The organism is Arthrobacter sp. HMSC06H05 (genome assembly GCF_001807395.1).
GTDB lineage: Bacteria > Actinomycetota > Actinomycetes > Actinomycetales > Micrococcaceae > Pseudoglutamicibacter > Pseudoglutamicibacter albus.
In genome coordinates this window covers 165,503-184,897 of record NZ_KV788980.1, presented here as the reverse complement: position 1 = coordinate 184,897, position 19,395 = coordinate 165,503, and the positions used below count along the sequence as shown (strand labels likewise).

18 protein-coding genes are annotated in these 19,395 nt (G+C 57.5%); 8 read left to right on the top strand and 10 right to left on the bottom strand.

All coding sequences use genetic code 11. From position 1 onward, the window contains the following. Positions 1-30 precede the first annotated feature (30 nt). Positions 31-1,470 (top strand): variant leucine-rich repeat-containing protein, encoded by a 1,440-nt coding sequence (locus HMPREF3160_RS04940; protein ID WP_070507367.1) that lies wholly within the window; start codon positions 31-33, stop codon positions 1,468-1,470. A gap of 128 nt (positions 1,471-1,598) precedes the next feature. Here the strand turns inward: HMPREF3160_RS04940 and HMPREF3160_RS04935 are convergent, their stop codons facing one another. Then, the gene (locus HMPREF3160_RS04935; RefSeq protein WP_083285435.1) at positions 1,599-2,933 is read right to left on the bottom strand and encodes a CDP-glycerol glycerophosphotransferase family protein; all 1,335 of its coding nucleotides are present in this window, start codon (positions 2,931-2,933) and stop codon (positions 1,599-1,601) included. A 336-nt stretch (positions 2,934-3,269) separates the two neighbouring features. Between HMPREF3160_RS04935 and HMPREF3160_RS04930 the strand changes: the two genes are divergently transcribed. Genes HMPREF3160_RS04930 through HMPREF3160_RS04920 form a run of 3 tightly spaced genes read left to right on the top strand, consistent with a single transcriptional unit; the run spans position 3,270 to position 5,940 of the window. Then, positions 3,270-3,950 carry a copper resistance CopC family protein gene (locus tag HMPREF3160_RS04930; protein ID WP_070507366.1) on the top strand — a complete coding sequence of 227 codons (681 nt, stop codon included), beginning with the start codon at positions 3,270-3,272 and terminating at the stop codon, positions 3,948-3,950. Between the two features lie 25 nt (positions 3,951-3,975). Next, positions 3,976-4,629: a copper chaperone PCu(A)C gene (locus HMPREF3160_RS04925; RefSeq protein ID WP_070507364.1), complete on the top strand. Its 654-nt coding sequence runs from the start codon at positions 3,976-3,978 to the stop codon at positions 4,627-4,629. Between the two features lie 48 nt (positions 4,630-4,677). Next, a complete protein-coding gene (locus HMPREF3160_RS04920; RefSeq protein ID WP_070507362.1) occupies positions 4,678-5,940 on the top strand; it encodes a Dyp-type peroxidase in 1,263 nt (420 codons plus the stop codon). Positions 5,941-5,992: 52 nt separating this feature from the next. Here HMPREF3160_RS04920 and HMPREF3160_RS04915 read toward each other — a convergent pair whose 3' ends face one another. Continuing rightward, on the bottom strand, positions 5,993-6,775 hold the full coding sequence (locus HMPREF3160_RS04915; protein WP_070507360.1) for a M56 family metallopeptidase: 783 nt from the start codon (positions 6,773-6,775) through the stop codon (positions 5,993-5,995). A 25-nt stretch (positions 6,776-6,800) separates the two neighbouring features. Further along, complete coding sequence (locus HMPREF3160_RS04910; RefSeq protein ID WP_083285434.1) at positions 6,801-7,163, bottom strand: BlaI/MecI/CopY family transcriptional regulator; 363 nt, start codon at positions 7,161-7,163, stop codon at positions 6,801-6,803. A 141-nt stretch (positions 7,164-7,304) separates the two neighbouring features. On the opposite strand from HMPREF3160_RS04910, the gene HMPREF3160_RS04905 reads away from it, so the two are divergent. Beyond that, positions 7,305-8,753, top strand: a complete 1,449-nt coding sequence (locus HMPREF3160_RS04905) for an NAD-dependent epimerase/dehydratase family protein (RefSeq protein WP_070507359.1) — start codon at positions 7,305-7,307, stop codon at positions 8,751-8,753. 44 nt (positions 8,754-8,797) lie between these two features. On the opposite strand, the gene HMPREF3160_RS04900 is transcribed toward HMPREF3160_RS04905, so the two are convergent. Further along, positions 8,798-9,433, bottom strand: a complete 636-nt coding sequence (locus tag HMPREF3160_RS04900; RefSeq protein ID WP_070507357.1) for a DsbA family protein — start codon at positions 9,431-9,433, stop codon at positions 8,798-8,800. Between the two features lie 200 nt (positions 9,434-9,633). Between HMPREF3160_RS04900 and HMPREF3160_RS04895 the strand changes: the two genes are divergently transcribed. After that, positions 9,634-10,548 (top strand): 3-hydroxyacyl-CoA dehydrogenase, encoded by a 915-nt coding sequence (locus HMPREF3160_RS04895; protein ID WP_070507355.1) that lies wholly within the window; start codon positions 9,634-9,636, stop codon positions 10,546-10,548. A 172-nt stretch (positions 10,549-10,720) separates the two neighbouring features. Here HMPREF3160_RS04895 and HMPREF3160_RS04890 read toward each other — a convergent pair whose 3' ends face one another. The 4 genes from HMPREF3160_RS04890 to HMPREF3160_RS04875 all read right to left on the bottom strand — a co-directional run bounded on the left by HMPREF3160_RS04890 (position 10,721) and on the right by HMPREF3160_RS04875 (position 17,148). Continuing rightward, the gene (locus HMPREF3160_RS04890) at positions 10,721-11,077 is read right to left on the bottom strand and encodes a DoxX family protein (RefSeq protein ID WP_070507354.1); all 357 of its coding nucleotides are present in this window, start codon (positions 11,075-11,077) and stop codon (positions 10,721-10,723) included. Continuing rightward, positions 11,074-11,667, bottom strand: a complete 594-nt coding sequence (locus HMPREF3160_RS04885; protein WP_070507420.1) for a TetR/AcrR family transcriptional regulator — start codon at positions 11,665-11,667, stop codon at positions 11,074-11,076. Before HMPREF3160_RS04885 ends, HMPREF3160_RS04890 begins: the two co-directional genes overlap by 4 nt. A 379-nt stretch (positions 11,668-12,046) precedes the next feature. After that, positions 12,047-13,315, bottom strand: coding sequence for an AbiH family protein (locus tag HMPREF3160_RS04880; RefSeq protein ID WP_070507352.1), 1,269 nt, complete (start codon positions 13,313-13,315; stop codon positions 12,047-12,049). A gap of 326 nt (positions 13,316-13,641) precedes the next feature. Next, entirely contained in the window at positions 13,642-17,148 is a 3,507-nt protein-coding gene (locus tag HMPREF3160_RS04875) for a YobI family P-loop NTPase (protein ID WP_141739833.1), read from the bottom strand. 241 nt (positions 17,149-17,389) lie between these two features. Between HMPREF3160_RS04875 and HMPREF3160_RS04870 the strand changes: the two genes are divergently transcribed. Further along, on the top strand, positions 17,390-17,908 hold the full coding sequence (locus tag HMPREF3160_RS04870; RefSeq protein ID WP_070507350.1) for a hypothetical protein: 519 nt from the start codon (positions 17,390-17,392) through the stop codon (positions 17,906-17,908). Between the two features lie 163 nt (positions 17,909-18,071). Further along, on the top strand, positions 18,072-18,365 hold the full coding sequence (locus HMPREF3160_RS04865; protein ID WP_070507348.1) for an antibiotic biosynthesis monooxygenase family protein: 294 nt from the start codon (positions 18,072-18,074) through the stop codon (positions 18,363-18,365). A gap of 38 nt (positions 18,366-18,403) precedes the next feature. On the opposite strand, the gene HMPREF3160_RS04860 is transcribed toward HMPREF3160_RS04865, so the two are convergent. Together HMPREF3160_RS04860 and HMPREF3160_RS04855 are read right to left on the bottom strand one after the other, a co-directional pair. Beyond that, complete coding sequence (locus HMPREF3160_RS04860; protein WP_070507344.1) at positions 18,404-18,775, bottom strand: hypothetical protein; 372 nt, start codon at positions 18,773-18,775, stop codon at positions 18,404-18,406. A gap of 29 nt (positions 18,776-18,804) precedes the next feature. Further along, the gene (locus HMPREF3160_RS04855) at positions 18,805-19,191 is read right to left on the bottom strand and encodes a TetR/AcrR family transcriptional regulator (protein ID WP_070507343.1); all 387 of its coding nucleotides are present in this window, start codon (positions 19,189-19,191) and stop codon (positions 18,805-18,807) included. Positions 19,192-19,395 lie beyond the last annotated feature (204 nt).

The following is a 19,395-nucleotide window of genomic DNA, read 5'->3' as shown; positions in this document are numbered from 1 at the left end:
GAATAGCACAGCTGAGGAGTTTTTGACGTCGTGTTCGAGGATGGGGAGATGGACGAGGCGCGTTCGCGTTTGCAAGATCCGCAACTTTCTGCTGATGAACTGGTTCGTATCGCTGAGCAATATCCTCAGCTGAGGAGCCAGGTCTTCATGCACCCGAACTGCCCTGCCGGTTTGGTGGCCCAGATCCTCGCCGAAATCCCTGGGGCGGACGCCCCTGACGCTGAGGCTACGCAGCACATGCAGGCCGTCAGCGAACCTCCTCGCCCAGCCGAAGGGCCTGTGTTTTCCCCGATCCTGCCGCCAGTCACCCCAGAGGATGCGGCGGTGGGGGACATGCCTCCCAACCCGCCAGCCCAGCCGCACAACACGCAACCACACAGCCCGCAACCGTATGGGGCTCAGCAATACGGTGCTGCGCAACAGTTTGATGATCAAGCAACGCAGCAGTTCAATGCTCAGCAGCATGACGATCAAGCTACGCAACAGTTCAACGCCCAGCAGTATGGCGCTGGGCAATACGGCGCCCAGCAGTCCGGGGATGCGCAAGCAACCCAGCAGTTCAACGCCCAAGCGGCAGCGGCCCCGCAACAATTTTCAAACCCGCAGCAACCAGCCCAACAGCCAGCCCAGCAGCCCGCCCCACAGCAACCCACTCGGTACGCGGGCTTTTATCCGCCGGAGGATTCCTACGATGATCACTCCGACGAATATGTTGAGGAAGACCAATATGTTGAGGAAGATCGAGAGCCGCGCCGCCGTTCCGGGGCCGTGTTGCCCATCGTGATTGTGGCGGTTTTGGCGATCGTTGCCGTGGTTTTCGCGGCGACAACTCTCTTTGGAGGCAATAAAGACAAGGACTCGGCGCCGAATACGGTCGCTGAAGCCACGGACGCGAGCCCATCCGAGGAGCCAAGCGACGAGCCCGCGAAGGATGAGGATGAGGAAGAGCCTGAGGAGAAGGACCAGACTCCGTTGCCGCCGCAGGTGTACGCGGGTGCCCGTGGTCCGGCTCCGGATGATGCCCAGCAGCCGCAGGCTACGGTCGAGAAAGACGGCATGACGATCGCCTCGGTCATGACCCCGACCGGCAATATCGGTTGTGACATTCGCCTGCGTGAAAACAGTGACGATGACAGCGGGGATGCTGGCGACTCGATCGCGTGCTCCGTGAAGTCGTGGAAGGACCGGGCGCCGGTAGCCGCGAACCCGAAACCTAAGCAAGGCACCACTCCGTACGTGTTCTTGGGCGCCAACAAGTCTTTGGCGAGCTACGGCGGCTCCCACGAAGGTAAGTTCTGCTTCGAGAAGAACGGCTGTGAAGACGGGTTCAAGGGTCAGAAGCTCGGATACGGCGAATCCGTTGTCCACGGTGATTTCGTGTGCGTCTCTGAAGAGCACGGCCTCACCTGCTGGAACAGCAAAACCGGGCGCGGTGTATTCCTGAGCCGCTCCCACTTCATCACGTACTAGCCGCAAAGCTACAAAGTCACAGAGCCGCAGAGCTACAGCGATACAGCAACGCCCCGGGGTGCAGTCAATAGCCCCGGGGCGTTGCTGTGTTGTAGTCCTCGTCCGGTTGGGGCTGGACTTGCTGTGTTCTAGTGTTCTTCGGCCGGGTTTTCAGCGGCCGTGTTCTCGCCTTCGAGGTTGTCTTCCTCTGGGTCGTCTCCGGCTTCGGCTGCGGTGGCTGCGGGGAGGACGAGGTGCTTGAGTTTCTCCGTGCGTTCAGCGATGAGCCGCTGCACGGTGTCGATGAAAGCGACGCGGGATTCGCCGACGCCGTAGTCACCGAAGTACAGTGCCCGGGCTTCAGCGCGGGCGTCCTTATCGCCACCGTTGGCCAGCGCATCGGCGATCATCTCAGGCAGAGTATCCACGGTGTCTGCGTCGATCACTGGTACAGCGGAGGCGACCGGGGATTCGTCGGTGAGCTGTTTACGGTTGGTGCGGCGGTCGGTCAACAGCATCGGGCTGTCAGCCTTGAGGTAGAGGAAGTCCAGGCCCACGCTGGAGATGTCGGTGATCATGAGGTCAACGTCAGCGAACATCGCGAGGATATTGCCGGTGCGTAACACGAGGTGCTCGCCGCCTTCCTCGTTTGCCGCTTCGATGAGTTCCATGATCCGGCGGTGGCCTGCCTTCATGTCGGCCTGGCGTGCCCCTGCCACGCGTGGGTGTGGCTTGTAGATCACGCGGGTGCCTTCGGTTGCGAGGGCGGCTTCGATGATTTGTGGGCCGTAGCAGTCGATCGAGGTGTAGTTGTTGTTGTCGTTTTCACCCTGCCAGGTTGGTGCGTACATGATGGTGCGCAGGGTGGTTTCTGGCAGTTCGTTCTCGTAGTCGAGGTCCAGCTGTGGGCGGCCGACGGAGATGAGCTTGGATTCGTCGAAGTCGATGAGTGCGCGGCGGTGGCGGCGTAGCGCGGCCGGGCCGGCGGTGAAGACGGCGTCGTAGGCTTTCGCCTGGTTGGAGACCATCGAGAGCTTGTCGGATTCGCCGTGGTTGATGTGCACGTGCACGGCTGGCGCGTAGCTGAGGGTTTGGAAGTTGGAGCGGCCGTTGTTGACGTAGAGGAACAGCTTTGGCTTGTGTTCTTCGTAGTAGCTGATCATGCGGTCGAAGCTGCCGCGGTAGACGACCGGTAGGCTCGTCATTTCTTCTACCGCTTTAATGGCCGATGGGCGGCGCAGGAAGATCGCGGTCGGTACGGTTTCGTTGAGCTCTTCAAGCACGGGGATCCACTGGCGCAGCTGATAGAGCTTGGCGCGGGTGTCTCCGAAGTATGCGAGGATCTGTGCGTCCGGTGCTGCGGAGTCTGCGTACTCTTTCGCGGTCAAGTTGTAGTCGCGGGTGCCTCGCAGCCACTGGCTGGACGCTTTCCAGGCTTTGGACCGGAAAATTTTACGGGCTAACTTCTTCAGCTGCTTTTCCACAGGACTCCTGCATAAACGTAGAACGAGGGCTCACTCACAATGAGGGCGCGCACATGATGGGGTAGGTAACGGCCTTGTGGCCCTAGGTGAACGAGGGCTTGCCAAATAATCAACTCTATATTACAAGCGTGAAACAGGTTTCCGTTCGAGGCATGCTCCATAATTAAGCCTGTAGGTGTGCGCCTCAATGATCTGCGTGGAACTGGTGGCTACGCGGGTTTGGTGACTGCGCTGATGCGACAGCCAATAGGAATTAGCGACTACATCTTGTAGAGTTAGGTGCGTACTCGATATCACAGTGTTCAAACACGTATAACTCATGGGGAGATCGGAAGCATGACGCGCACACTAGCGAGGTCTACCGCTGCATCGGCGCCCGTCGCTACACCGGGCTCTGCTGTCGCTGCATGGGCCTCTGCTGTTGGTGCACAGCGCCTTGCCGTCGCATTAGGTGCGGTGGCGTTCACGCTGTTGTTGCTCGTCGCCTCGATCTTTGGTGCGCCAGCCGCGCACGCTCATGACCGTTTGGTTGACTCCACCCCTGCCAGCCAAGAGGCACTTGATCAGGCTCCGCAGGACATCACGCTTGAGTTCTCGGGGCGCCCCATGGATTTGGGAACCATGATCATGGTGGTGGATGCCGAACAGAAGAACCACGCTGAGGGCCTTGACGCGAAGATCAAGGACTTCAAAGTCACCCAGCCCTTGGACGGGAAACTGCCGGATGGATACTACGAAATCCGGTGGCGTGTGGTTTCTGAGGATGGACACCCCATCTCGGGGACTATCCCGTTTTCTGTAGGTGATGTCACTGACGCGCCCAAGGTTCCTGCCCTTGACGGTAAGGACGTCGATAGCGGCAGTATCTATGACGGTGCTGCCGAAGCCTCAGCTAGCGCTGATTCCGGGAAGGAATCTGGTGTCCCTGTCTGGGTTATCGCGGCCGCCGGCGCAGGCGTTGTGATAGCGGGTCTGGCCGTCTGGTATTTCGCCAGCCGAGGCCAAAAAACTAACTGAGGCACAACCTTCGTAAAGGACCATCATGAACCGTCGTATTTCCGCCGCAATCGCACTGAGTGCAGCCGCCCTTCTCGGTTTGTCCGCATGCTCGGGTGAGACGAAGAAGGAAGAGACCAAGCAGGAGGCCTCGCAGGAAGCGCTCGTGGCCAAGGACGCCTGGGTAAAGGCGGCCTCTGAAGGCATGACCGCCGCATTCGGCGTCATCGAGAACAAGACTGATAAAGACGTCACTATCGAGTCCGCAACCAGCGAGTACGCGAAGAAGGTAGAGCTGCACGAGGTCATCGACACCCCGGATGGCAGCAAGAAGATGCAGGAGAAGGAAGGCGGCTTCGTTGTTCCTGCGCATAAGAGCATCACTCTCGAGCCGGGCGCTGACCACCTGATGTTCATGGGCTTGTCCAAGGAGATCAAGCCGGGTGACACGATCAAGATCACACTCAAGACCACCGACGGCGAAAGCTTCGACATTGAGGCCCCAGCCAAGGAATTCACCGGCGCCAACGAAAACTACGATGACGACCACGCCGGCCACGGCGATCACGGTGGACACGGTGATAAGTCCGATAAGAAGGACAAGGACGAGCACGGCGATCACAGCGGCCACGGTAGCGACGGCGACCACGGCCACGGCGACCATGATCACGGCGACAAGGAAGACAAGAAGGACAAGTAAGTTCCTTCCTGCTTACGCATCGGCGTCGACAGAAAGGATGAGGCACGTATGACCCACGCGGAAGAAGACGACCAGAAAGGTCGGGGTGGCTTATCACGCCGCTCATTGCTCTTCGGGGGTGCCGCGACCGTAGCGGGAGCTGCGGCCGTTGTCGGCGTCGATGCGTTCGCAAGCAATCGAGAAGATCAGGCGAGGCAAGAAGCTCTCGCGGATGCTGACGTCATCCAAGGCGTCAAGAAGCTACCGTTCTATGGCAAACACCAAGCCGGCATCGAGATGTACCCGCAGGCGCATCAGACTCTGGTGGGGTTGACGCTGAAGAAGACAGCGGACCGCGAAGGTCTCCACCGGATGCTGAATATTCTTACCGACGATGCGTCCCGCCTCACGCAGGGTGACGGTGCGTTGGCGGATACGGAGCCGGAGCTCGCGCTCTATCCCTCGCGGCTCACCGTGACGTTCGGTTTCGGCTCTGAGATGGTCAAGCGGATCAACCCTGACCCGAAGGTCATGCCGGACTGGCTCAAGCCGCTGCCGAAATACAAACGTGACACCCTGAAACCGGAGTGGACTGGCGGGGACTTCCTGATTCAGGTGGCAGCGGATGATCCGGTGACGGTCGCTCACACGACCCGCATGTTGCTCAAGGACTCGCGTCACTTTATGGATGTCGCGTGGGTTCAGCAGGGTTTCCGGCGCGCCTATGGTTCGCAGAAAGACACCCACACGCAGCGCAACCTTTTCGGGCAGCTGGACGGCACCGTGAATATGGGGCCGGAGACGGATGACTTCGCTTCCGTCGTGTGGGAAGGGCCTAAGGAGAATCCTGCCTGGCTTGACGGTGGGACGAGCCTGGTGATCCGCCGCATCGAGATGATGCTGGATAAGTGGGACCGCCTGGACCGCGATGGTCGCGAAGCCTCCGTGGGCCGCCGCATGGCTTCCGGTGCACCGTTGACGGGCCAGAAGGAGCACGACGAACCGGACTTTGAGGCCAATAACGCGGCAGGGTTCCCGGTGATCGCGGACTTCGCGCACATCCGCCGGGCACGCTCGGATAACCCGCACGAGCGGATCTTCCGCCGCGTCTATAACTACGACGTGCACCCCACCGGGACGGATGTTTCAGATTCCGGGTTGATTTTCACGGCGTTCCAGCACAACCCTGTGACCCAGTATGCGCCGCTACAGAAGCGGCTTGATGAGCTTGATCTGCTCAACGAGTGGATCACCCACATCGGCTCGGCCGTGTTCGCGATCCCGCCAGGATGCAAAGACGGCGGGTTCATCGGCGAAACCCTCTTCGCGTAACTGTCCTCAGGGCGCCGCTGGAGCGCACAGCGAGGCCAGGCCTCCAGCGCGGCTAGGCCGCCGCTGTTTTGGCTTGGGCTCTAGCTGTGAGCCGTTGCGCGCGTGCGAGCATGCCGGCGTCACCAAGTTGCATGCCCATCGTGGTTAAAGCTCCTGCGAGTGCGGTGGGGCTCGTGGCTTTGGCTGAGGCGTCGTCGGCGGCTAGCTCAACCAGCAGGAGTGAGGCGCGGCGCAGCTCGCGGCCGGCCCGTAACGCTCCGAGGGCAATCGAGTTCACGTGGGCGATGCGTAGCGCGAGCCCGTGGCGTTGGGTGAGGTGGGCGTGTTCGTGCGCTATGACCGCGTCGAGTTCCGCGTCTGTGAGGGCTTCGCGCAGGCCGGAGGAGATGAAAACGGTCGCGTGCTTGAGGGGCACTGCGCATGCGAGCAGTTCGGCGGCGTGGAAGAGGATGAGTTCGTAGTCGCGGTGCTGGATGCGTTGATAGCTCGCTGATTCTAGATGCGAGACTGTGGATCTCTGGATTTCCACGAGTGGTTCGGTCGCGGTATAGATCAGCGCGGTGACCGCGCCGAGCGCGAGCAGGCCGACCCAGGCCAGCATCGACAGCGTGAGTGATTCCAGCCCGGTTTCCGCTTTAGGGGTGGAGACCGCGGTGCTCGCGCTCAAGATGAGGCCGAGCAGAGTCAACCCAAGACCGGTGAAGAACGCGCCGAACCACAGGGTGAGAGCGAGCCTCGGGCGGCGAACATGCCAGTGGCCCTTGGTGAGCACGATGGGCGCTAGATAAGCGAGCGCTGTTGCGGTGCCGAAGCACGTGAGAACCCACCAGAGCATAGTCGCAGTATGTCAGGAAGCGGCGTTATTTCTTGGAACTGAACGCTTCGTTAAGCAGGGCGACGTCTGCGGCATCGAGGTTACCGGCGAAGGCGAGCAGGGCCGCTTTGCGGTCATTGGCTTGGCCGAGGGCTGCGAGCATTCCGTGGCTCGCGGCGTCTTCATCGCTGCGGACAGCTTGGAAGGTTGTCTTGCGTGGAGAGGGACCGCCGCGGGTGACTTCGCCTTTCTTCTCTAAGCGGGCGAGCACCGTCATCAGCGTCGTGTATGCCGGCGTGGGTTCCTCGAAGGCGTCTTGCAGCTGGCGGGCGCTCATGGGGGAGCTGTTCTCCCGCAGAATGTCTAGGACTTCGCGTTCCAGCTGGCCGCGTTCGCGAATGGGCGTCACGGTTGGGTCACCTCCTTGCTGAAGTTATGGGGAATTATCCCTGATCGATCCTATATAACACTACAAGATGTGGCATCGGATGTCGCGTTGGTTCTTGTGGCTGTGACAGTAACTTAGGTTGTTGGTGGGTAGGCTGGTTTCATGACCTTTCAGCGTGTACAGCAGGTTCGTGTTGCCGTCCCTCGTGAGGCCGTATGGGGTGCCTTGATGACCCCGGATGTGTGGCCCGTGGTGGACGATGCGATCCAGCGCTGCGCGCCGGTGGCTGTGGATGGCACGGTTCTGGACGATGTGGCCGCGGGTGAGACCGGTGACCTGACGGTGGGGCAGCGGATCATGGTGGTTCCTCGCGCGGTGGCGCGGGGCACGGTGCACGCGTTGACGGCACCCCCTGCGCGGGTTGTTGAGATGCATGAGGGTCTGCGTTTCGCGTGGCAGCAGGATCAACCTGGCGGGTTCACGCGGGTCACGTGGTCGCTTATTGATTCCGCGGATGGTCGCGGGACCCTGGTCGAGCGACGGATCGAGGCTGAGGGGCCTCTCGGGTCAGCTGCTGGTGGGGCGGCTTTCGGCGGCCTGCTGGATAGCGATCTATCCAAGGTTGGTGCGCGCCTTTTCGAGATGCTTGCGGAGCCTGCCGATCACGATGCCGCATGTGAGTTGCCGCTGGTTGTGATCGCAGGCGGCACGGGGTTCTTGGGCGGCAGGCTTGCCCACACGTTGATGGCGCGGGGCCGCCGCGTGGTGGTTTTGAGCCGTTCGCGGCGCACCGGGGGTTTGGTTCCGCGGCGCCAGTGGGATGGCGTGAGCGTTGGGGAGTGGGCGGAGGTTTTCGCTGACCCTGCCGGGGTTTCGATTGTGAATATGGTGGGGCCGCGCATGTTCAAGAAAGCGACGGCCGCGAAGATGGCGGAGCTTCGCGTGGCTCGGCTGACGGCGGCGCGTGCACTGGCTCAGGCGGCGCAGAAGGCGAGGCGCGTGACGGGGTGGGTTCACGCATCGGCCCTTGCCTTGACTACCGATGTGGATGCCCCGGCATATACCGCGCAGACCGCGCCGGACTGGGCGCCGGAAGCGGTACCGGGGATGGCCGCGTTGTTGCGTGAGTGGGAGAACGATGCACCTGAAAATGCCGTGGTGGTGCGAATCGCGCCCGTTCTGGGTTCCGGGATGCCGGGGCTTGCAGGGTTGAAGGCTGTTGCGGCATCGCGTGTGCGGCCGAGCGTGGACCCGTGGCTGTCCTGGATCCACGTGGAGGACTGGGCGCGGATTATTGTGCACGCGTTGCTCATGCAGGAAGAGCAGACGGCCGATGCTGGTGCTCTCCAAGCGTTGAATGACCGGGTTGTGGTGGCGGCGGCTCCGGAGCCGATCAGGCTTTCGGAAGCGCTACGGCTACTTAGTTCCGAGTCTGGTGAGGGTGTTCGGTTGCCGGTTCCGGCTGGTGTGATGCGTGCCGCTGGCGGGTTGGCGGGGCTTGAGCCGGGGCTTCTGTTGCATGGTGTGAAGGCGGAAACGAACGCGGTTGAGGTGGTGGGGCCTGTGTTCGAGTATCCAGACTTCGAGCGGGCCGCGGCGACCTTCCGCTAAGGGAAGGTCACCGGGCCTGCCCAGAGTGTGCTGCCTAGCCGCGGCTAGATGGCGTCGGTACCGGTTGTGTCTGGCCCACCCTTTGGCCGGGTTCGCTTGAGCTCGTAGAAGGAAGGGACTGGGGCGAGCTTTTCGAGGCCGTCCCACAGGTCGAGGCCTTCTTCGCGGCTTGGCAGTGCGTTGATGACCGGCCCGAAGTAGCCCTGTGGTTCCGCGCCGTCCTTCGTGAAGAGAACGATTGGCACGCCGACGTCGTTGCCGACCGCATCCAGCGCTGCTTGCTGTTCGGCTTCGAGGTGAGCGTCCCAGGAGTCATCGTCTGCGGCGTCGGCGAAGGATGCGTCAAGGCCGTGGTCTTTGAGGACGGTGGCGATGAGGGTGTCATCCATGTTGCTGTTTTGGGTGTGGTAGGCGCGGCCGAATGCGGTGTAGAGCTCGCCGGCGTCGGCCCCGTTCTTTTCGGCGGCAGCGATGACGCGCAGTACGCGGTGGCCGGCGATGTGCCCGCGGCCGTTGTGGTCAGCGGTGCCGTTGCCGAGTTCGTCGTTTTTGATGGCGAGTGAGAAGGGGCGCCAGGTGACGGTGATGTCGCGGTCTTCTTGGACGCGGACGAGCCAGCGGCTGGTGACCCAGCAGAAGGGGCAGCAGGGGTCGTAGTAGAAGTCAACGGTGGTGCTCATGACGCTCCTTCGGTTGGGGCCTTAGGTAGGTGCTTGCGTATGAGGCAAGCTCATGTGTTTTAACCGGTTCCGGGACCGGGTTTATTCCTTAGCGGCATGAGACCTGCGGCTGGGTTCGCTGTGGGTTGAAAACGCAATCTACGCACCTACGGAGGAGTAAAATTACAAGTGTAAAGTTAGCCCTCGCAAAGGAGCGGATGATGTCTGAAACTAACAACGCAGCTGAGTTCACAACTGTCACAGTTCTGGGTGGAGGCGTGCTGGGGTCGCAGATTGCGATGCAGGCCGCTTACCACGGTAAAGACGTCATTATTTACGATCCGTTCCAGGAGTCAATCGACAAGCTGCCAGCCCGTTGGGCGTGGATGCGCAAGGGGTATAGCGAGGACCTGGCCGACTTCACGGATGAGAAGTTCGAGGAAGCTGTAGCGCGCATCAAGACAACAACGGATCTTGAAGAGGCGGTTTCCGACGTCGACATCATCATCGAGGCTGTCCCGGAGAACCTTGAGCTCAAGCGCGAAACCTGGGCTAAGGTCGGCAAGTTGGCTGATGAACGGACCCTGTTGGCGACCAACACGTCGTCGTTGTTGCCGTCGCTGTTTGCTGACTCGACGGGCGCTCCGGAGCGTTTCGTCGCGATCCATTATGCGAACCGGATCTGGAAGCAGAACCTCGCGGAGGTCATGGAGACCCCGAAGACGGAGCAGGCCTTCGTCGAGAAGGCGCTGACGTATGCCAAGGAGACCGGCATGGTTCCCGCTCATGTGAAGAAGGAAACCCCTGGCTACTTCTTGAACTCGTTGCTGATCCCATGGCTCAACGCCGGTAGCGATCTGTACATGAACGGCGTGGGTACCCCTGAGGATATCGATAACGCGTGGAAGCTCGGGACGGGCTTCGCCCGCGGTCCGTTCGAGGTGTACGACGTGGTTGGTTTCCACGTGGCGTCGAATATCGCAAACACGTCCGAGGATGAGACCCGCCAGCGTTTCGGTAAAAAACTCAAGGAAGCGATCGATGCCGGGTTCAGCGGTATCGCGGACGGCAAGGGCTTCTACGTCTACGACGAGAACGGCAAGCCGGTAGGCCCGAACGAGTTCTTCACTGAGTGAGGCACATGGCTGGTGTCTCGGCGGTGGCTGAGCCTGTGTAGGTTCGGTTGTGTAGGCGGGGCTGCGTAGACGTCCAGTTCAGCACCCCAGCTTGGTCACCGTGAACTAGGTAGGCGGAAGGCCCCGGGAGCGAAACGATCCCGGGGCCTTTGCAGTGCGGTAGGTGCTGCAGCTAGATGAGGCTCAACGCTAGTGTGGCGCAGGATAGGGCGAGCATTCCAAGGCAGTTGATCCAGAAGGCTGAACCTGTTGCTTTCGCGCGGATGTGGGCTATGGCTGCGCAGAGGAAGTAGACGATCACGCCGCTGTTTGCGGCGAAAGCTAGTCCTGGCATCCAGATCCCTGCGATGAGCCCGGCTGTTGCAAGCGCCTTGATGACGAGTAGGGACCACCACCATTCTTCGGGAAAGCGGACGCCGTGGAGGCAGTAGCGGATGAACTGGACTGGCCGGATTGATAACGCAACGTCGATGAGGAGGACTGCTGCTAAGAGTGCTGGTGGTAACCATGATGAGGGAATCAAAATCATGAGTTGCTTCCTGTTGGTGGGCAGATTGCGGTGAAGACTTTGCGTAGCTGGGTGAGGAGGTCGGCGCCGGACTGCTCGGTGGTGGAAGCCCAGATGAATAGGTTGCCGATGTAGGTAGAATGAAGGGCTTCGGCCCACCCGCGTGTGTCTGCCGGGTTTGTGCACCCGTGGGCGGTGATGAGTTGTTCGAACACTGTGATGAGTCGGCGTGCGAGGTCGGTGAAGACGACGGAGGTGTGGCGCCCGCTCACCAGGATCGATGCATAGGTGCGGGCGAGGTCGCGGCGTTCCTCGAAGAGAGTGACGAACGGCTCCACGATGGCCACCGCACTCTCTCCGCACGGTTTGTTGGGATCTAAGACGGGGATGTCGATGCGCTGTTGGCGTTGATCGATGAGGCCATCGAAGAGTTCGATGAGGAGGGCTTCTTTGTCCCCGGCGGCCATGACGGTGCCGACGCTCACGCCCGCTTCTTGCGCGATGTCGCGAATCGTCGTGGAAGCGAACCCGCGCTCGCCGAATAGGCGACTTGCAGCTTCCAACACGGCGCGACGGGTTGCGTGCCTCGTTTCTGTCCGAGTAGGGGCCACGGAAACCTCCTGAACGTGTTCACTGAACACGTTCAGTCTATCCTGTGTGACGGTTCTTTTGAGTACAGAGCCTGCCCTGCCAAAACGCCATAGTGGAGGGGGAAGCGAAGAATACGGTAGCTAGTCGGGTTAGCTAAATTGGCTCCGTTAGCCGCTAACAGCAAAAGGATGTATAGAGGGCAAGACATCGCCATGTTTCTCGCGGATGAGAGTAGCTATGGGGCCCACGTCTTCCGTGACTGCCTCGGGGATGCAAGAAATGACCATATCTGCATTGGCTAGGTTTCCCGTAAGTAGTAGCAAGCCGCAATTTCGTCACATAGCGTGGTGGCCAGGTGCTCCTCGCATCACATCTCTCAGCTGCGCTAGGGCTGGAATGCTAGCGTGTACGGCGTGTGTTTAGGAATGTACGGGGGGTCTGGTCATCGTAGAGGATGACGTGGATGCGACTGAGAACTCTCTGGCGATCCTCGAAGCACATTGAAAGACCGTCTGCTGCCTCGATGAATTTGTTCTTTACTGACTCCACTGTGTGTCTGTCGCCATCTTGCCGGCGGTAGATGATCAGCTCAGGGAACTCGTAATCTATACTCCCCGTCCAGCTAGAAACTGCTGAGGTATTGCCTAAAGGCGTTTGGCATCTCGTTGTCCTGAGTGCACGTAGTATGTTGCGCCACCACCAACCGTCTGTTTCCCCGAGTGAGCAACCGAAGATAATAAATAGGTCGGCTTGGTCAAAGTGGTTTCGATATAGGGTGTGTGCCTGCGACCAGTATGGCTTCTTGAAGTGGTCAGTTGAGGTGCGTTTCTCCTTGTAATCGTCCTCTGCATCGGTGCCAAACAGTAATGACCTTGGAGTGCTCAAAATTCCGTGTGGATGGAGTACTTGGCTGGTGACGTAGCCAGAGTAGCCGTTGTCGCGATCGTTCTCAGGGTTCTTGAAACAGCTACTGTCTAAGAAGCCGCGTGGGTCAGTTTTAAATCTGAAGTTTGTGTCAACAGTCTGATGCATAAGTGGGTCAAACTGTTTCTGATCAAGGTAGATATAGTTATCCAGAATTGTGGTGTAGTTGAAGTTGACGAACAGGAAATTGAAGGCATTGTAGTGGTCGATCTTGCGCGGGAAGCTCAATAATCTGAAGCTATTTTTATTCCTGAAATCACGGAGAAACTCTGATAAACTCTTGAGGCTCCATCCAAATTCGCGGGCATCGGCCCCCATCTTGTCTAAGAGACGGCTCGGAGCAACCATTTGCAAGAACTGGGCGAAGGCTGCCTGGATCTCCTGTAAGTCGGATAAGAGTTTCTCTGCCTGAGATTTGTCCTTCTTCAAGGTGAAGGATACAGCTGCTTCGACGTCACTCCAGTTGGGATGGTTTTGTTCTAGCGCCTCCTCCATGTGACGGAAAATCCTATTCTCAGGATTGAAACTGCGCATCTTTAGGTAGTAGTAAAAAGATGCATAACGGGAATCCACGGGCTGCGAATAGTCATGGAGTGCTTGAATATCGAAGCCGTTACCAACTAACACCATGACGTTGTGTTGTATCCTAAGCCGTTTGAACTCATCCGTAGTGAATCGTGTGAAACCCGGGCCCATCCCATCTTGTTTGAGATTCCCACTGGTCCAGCCTTCTCTCCACGACATATGGTTTCCTTCCTGATCCGTTTTCTTTTCGGCGGTCCTTTCTTTGAAGGTAATGGAGGGTCTTGCCGATGGGAATAGGCCAGCGCGAAAGTTCCGAAAGCCCGTACAGATGTGCCCTGAAATATGCTGGAATGCCAAAAGCTTAGGTGGCGAACGAGACAGTAGGGGTGGAGGGAACGGGCGCTGCCGGGTTTCCTGGGCAATATAGTCCTCGCCGGGTCCGCCTAAGGAGCTACTAGACCTCATTTCGGACATCCCTAAACGGCAGCGGCTGACTTCTCGCTTCATGTAACGAAGAAGGGCACCTCCGCCTGCAGGTGTACAGGCTACTTGCGCCTCATATAAACCTTGATGGATGAGGCTTCGCTGTCATAGGAACTTATGTTCCCGTGCTGTTCTAGAAACTTAAGGAGGGTACGGTTTTCTTCTGTGTTAGGGATACGTGGACGGGAGCCATCCCTTATAGTCAGTTTCCGGTAGTAGCCCCCTAGATCATGCAAAACAGAGTGGAGCTCTTCAATATCGAGGGTGTCAAGATGGGGGTTGAGGAGTCTGATTACATGCTCAGCAAGAACACCCCTTTGCGCCATCTTTGCGATGACCTCGAATGGAGCAATCTCTTCATATGCCAAAGTAAGACGTGCGAGTTTATTTATTTCGTCGTGATCGGCAATTTCCACATACTCTTCAGAATTTTCAACGATTGTCTGCTTGATTTCATCGTTGAGGTCATCGTCAGACAGAATTTCTCCAAGATCAGGCTTTAGCAGCTCGGGTGTCATGTAGCTTGTGAATTTCTTTGACCTGAGGATAAACGCTTTACGGGTTGGCCAGTCGGCAGTCAAGAGGTGCTCGTATGATGTGCCGTTGTCGGAGATGATGTTGTGCTGGAGGAGTAACGCAAATAAGTCGCCTGGTTCAGCATCAATCTTTTCAGTATTGAGAGGGTGGCCTAGTTGCAAGCTCGCTACAAGGTCGGCGCGAATAGAAGCGCTTGGCAAATGCTCTTTTGCTGCAAGAATCTCAATCGCTAAATCGGTCTTCTCCTGTGCGTCGACTGAGTCAACTTCAGTGACCTCGACCGTGTGAGAGAGTAGTGAAGCAAGGTTTTCTTCGATGCCGAACGCATCAAGGTACTGGCTCAGATTGTTGCACGTAGCGGGGAAATGCCTATGCAAAGCCAACGCCTGCCATGCTTTGTCGGAGATGTCCGCAAGGTCCTGGACCTGACATTCTCGCGCAGCATGTTCAATCACTTCGTTTATAGGAATCGGCTCTTCCGCGGTTTGGCTTTCGTCCTTCTTGAGTAGGTCCTCAAGTATCCGGATGAACTGTTCATTCTTGTCGATCGTTGACGAGAAACCATCAACAGCTTTCAAGTACTCACACAGGTTCTTGAGCATGTAGTCATATACCGCCTCGTTTTTACCTTGAATGGCGTCAAGTGCCACGGTTTCTTCATTGTCAATAGCGATGGCTAGATTCTCAGACGTGATGTCATAGAGGCTTCGCGAGATGAATGCCGTGCGTGCGTTTTTTGAGAGGGGGCGCAGTTTAGGCACCTGGATATCATTATCGGCAAAGAGCATGGCGATTCGTTTCGCCTGTTCGGGCGTCCCGTCTTTCGTGAGGACGGAATACTCAGCGTAGTGTTCCCAGAGATGCTCAGCGAGGCCATTATCGAAGAGGACTTGTGATGACGGTAAAACGTCATCCTCTGGAAGTGAAAGACTTGCCAGAGCGATATCCATTAGTTCTTGCCGGGAGTATTCGTCTAGGGGTAGCCTCGCGAGCTGTGAAAGCACCGCTGGCATCATCGGCGTGAGTTGTCGAATGAATTCGGGGCGATGCGTACCGTGAAGCAGGTAGATCCTCACGAAATCTGTTGCATCTTGATCTGGCCGCGCCAATGGTTGAAACAAGATATTGGCTTTATTGTCGCCGGTTGCAAGGAGATGATCAAGGATGGAAATGTTGTAGCATCCTGGTTCTGCTAATTCGTTCTCGCCACATTCCCGAATTACGGTATCGACATCCTGTGGGGCAAGCACGAGGTAAGGCTCCATTTGTCGTGGTTCGACGTGGTGGATGATGAAGTTCATCGCCGCGGGGCTCACACTGACTCCGTAGAATCTCGAGGTGAATAACGTGAAGCTGCGATTGATATATCCAGTACGGACAAGTTCGTAAGCTAAACCGGGGCTGAGTATAGCTTTGGCGTAGTAGCTAAAGGGTTTGCTGGCAATTTTATCGTTTGTGAGTGTTTCTTTATGCAGAGACGTCGCGTTTTCTTTGATGTCCATATGAAACTTTGGACGCTTTATTAGACCGCTCAGATCTGCACCACGCAGGAATGCGATATCTTCCCGTTTTCCTATGGTGTCGGCTACTAGTTCCTCATACTCGGAAAGTCCATCATGTGAAAGCGAATCGTACTCTTCTGGGTCATCGATTTCTAATGGTTGTAGAACCACAGAGTTGCGATCTAAAAGTTCCGTACTATCTATCTGCAGTTCACGCTCATGTATTTCTTGCTCGAGTCGTTGGATGTTCTGAGCTGTAAACTCGCGACTGAGTTTGTAGAGCTTGTCCAAGTTGCTTGTGCCGAGACGGATTTTCTCAAAGTCTGCAAGGTGTGTGTTCTTGTAGAGCATCATCGCAAACAGCTCAGTCTCATCAAGATTGAGTTGCTCGCTGTCAGTGGAGATTATGCGATCGCGGAAAACGATGAACTCGTTGCAAACGTTTTTCAGTAGCCGCATATCGGGCAGGTACTTCGCCGCTAGATCCACCAGGTCTATCTCCACCCCATGGTCATCGCCCAACAATCGTTTCAGAAGGTCTCGGGCATTGTGATGCGCAATAAATGGTACAACCGGGATAATTAGGTCGAAGAACTTGGTGCGGTTCGCTAGGGCCACCTCGGCGTGCACGGAACCGTCAACGGAGAATGCACCTGGCTCGACCTGGCGGCCTTCTTGCCTTAGTCGGTCTTGGTCAAAGATGCTGTCCTTGATCGCGTAGATGAAACGGATTGTTTTCTTAACCTGCGGGGATGCATTGAGCAATATATTGAGCTCACGGAGCGTCTCAAAAATGTGTGAATCGTTGAAGCGGTCGATGTCCTCCAGGATCACGACATCATGGTCGGTTACGGTGAAGAAATAAACGATCTCATCGAGGTACTGGTCGAAGTACGAAACCGAGTTGTCATCGAGCGTGACGCTAGCGGTTCCCGCGGAGAGTTGCTTGATCTGGATCTTCCCGTAGAAGAGCCGTTGCAAAATAAGCAATGCAGCCGTGGCCCCACCCCAAATAACTAAATGCGGCCAAGCTCCGAAGCTGGCTAGTGCATCGAAAGTCGTGGCAATCCGTTCAGTCCAGCCGGTCAGCAAGAATGCGATGGTGATGAACAGGCCGAAGAGCGTAGCTATGCCGATCGCCCGCGGACAGCGAAAGCGCTCGATTCGATGAAACCTGGACGCTCGGGCCTTGGCAGGGTCCATCCGATAAAGCAGTTGTTTGACGATCTCCTGCTGAATGCGGTTCGTAGTTGTCGTGGCCTGTATCGGGACCGCTTCGTCTAACTCTTCTGATTCGGGCGGTCTGGTGGCTGCAAGCGTCGACAGCGAAAGTTCCACGACGCGACCTTTAAGCCTCCGCGCCAGCTCGCGAAGGATACTGCTTTTACCGACACCGTAAGGCCCCGAAAGAGCAATGTTGCGGATTTCATCGTTCTTAAGCGCGTTCTCAAGCTCCGCAACGTAGCCGCCATGCTCATCTTCAATGTATTCAGGCGTAAGCGGAACCAGGTTCCAATTGGTTTCGCTCATTAAACCCTCCGTCGCTACCAGACTTCCCGCGTTCAACAGCCGAACCTTGGCGGTCGTGGAAAGGCGGATGCCACTAGTTATACGAACGAAGGTGAGCTGCTGAGATTTGCTCTCATGCTAAGTGATAACTGTGCACAATCAGTACGTTTTGTCCGGTGCCTCGGACCCGAAATCGAATCGGGGCGCTCGCTAGGGGTCTGGGCTAGTGTGGCAAGGGTCGAACAATGACAGAAAGGTCACCATGTTCTCCCTCTTCAAGAAAATATTCAGCACCACAAAACAAGATGAGCAAGAGCATGTCGAGCCGGAGGCTGCTCCGCCGGTCCCAGTGCCCGAATTCGACTACACCGCGCGAGTCCCCGACGGGTGGAAAATATATGTTTCCCTTGACGATTTCGAAGATACGCCGATTACGTCTTACGGACAGATCAGGTGGGCGCTAGAAGAAATTCAGGAACTGGCGTCAAACAACGACCAGTCTTTCGTGATCATCAGCAATGACGCTATCCCAAACGGTTGCGCCCAAACTCTTTGCTTCAAGCCAGATAAGCGCGGACCAGAAAAGGGCATACACTTCTACCGAAATGAGGTACAGCTCCGCGGCGAAGGTTGCTACCTCTACGGGAGACCCACAAAGAAGGGGGACAGTGTCCTAGAAACTAGAATTGACGATACAGCCCTTATTTTTTGCACCTTCATCCGAGATGAAGGCAAACTCCCTGAGTTTCCGCATTTAGCGCACATCTACGAGAAGTACTAAACCGCGGTCCATGACCATCCAACAGCCCACGCCCGCCCCACACCGGAACCTGAGCGGAGCCGCGGCCACCACTTGGCGAAACTTCAGGAAACATCGGTAGCCTTGTTTAGTAGGTTGAATCACGTCGCGGCGCGTAACACCGCCGCCGTCTAGGGAGGTTCAGATGACGTTCGTCAACATCACGGCACTCACATACCCCGAAGGGGCCGAAGCCGAGATCGAGCAGCGTTTCGCTGCACGGAAGAAAGCCGTGGACACCGCTGAAGGTTTCCAAGGGTTTGAACTGTTGCGTCCGCAGATCGGGGAGGACCGCTACTTTGTTGTGACCCGTTGGGAAACCCGCGAGCACTTCCAGGCATGGCTTGATGCGCGCCCGGCCCGCGATCACGGCGACGATGAGCAGCGCGGCATGAGCGTGGAACTCCTGGGCTTCGACGTCGTCCCATTCAACGAGTAGCCCGCACCTGCCTCAAATTTGTCCGCGGCCGCCATCGTTCATTGTGTGCGGTCGCGGACAGTCTCGTTAATGCGCCGTTCCAAACCAACCGGATCATCAACGGAAAGAATGAGGCGGCTGTACTCAAACGTCGGGTCCAGTTCGATCACGAGCACATCCGATGCGCCGGTCACGTTCCAATAGTGGCGTTCCCCGTCCTTGCGGTACGTCGCCGACACCTTCTTACCCCCCGTATTCAGCCCCGGTGAACGGATGCCCTTCGGTTCCGTCACCACACCCGGGTCGAACGTAGCCCCGCGAACAAGTGCCAGCGGCACACGGATTTCCCTCTTGAATGACCACATCTTGTCTAAGCCGCGCGGGGTGACGATGAGCTCCCCGTCCTGAATTTCAACCTTGTTGCGAGCCATGCGTTTCTCCTTCTTCAAAATCTATAGATCTAGCCGGTTGCCTCGGTGAGGCAAGCCCGCTCGAGCGCTCGCTGACCAAGCGCTTGAGCTGTAATCCCGTTGGTGTGGATGATGCGCTGAACCAATTCCGCGACGTCACGGTTGTGGGGTGCGATCTCAAAGACAGCGACGTTGAGCAGGTCAAGCAACGCCCCGCGGCCAGGACCGTCGTCGTCGCTGTGTTTGTCTGCAGCATGTTTGAGGGCCGCAACGAAAATGCCTTGCTTCGAACCGAAGATCGAATACAGGCTTCCCCTCACCACGCCCGTAGTTTTCACGACCTCGTCGATCGAGGTCGCAGTGAAACCCCGCCTAATGAACAACTCACCCGCCTGCTGCAGGAGAGCCGCCGTATCAAACTCCCGTGGTCTTGCCATAGTTTCAGAATAGATGTTCTAGAACTGGTGGTCAAGAACTTTATCTGGGGTATCTAACGGAATGAGGAGCTTGCCTGTCGAGATGACGGACCGGCCTTTGTCCGTGCGCGCTCAAGGTGGCGGTTAGCTGGGATTTACTGGCGACGCGGCGGGGAGCTGCAGGAAATTAGAGCTGTTCCGTCTGTAGCGTCAATGAGCCGTTTC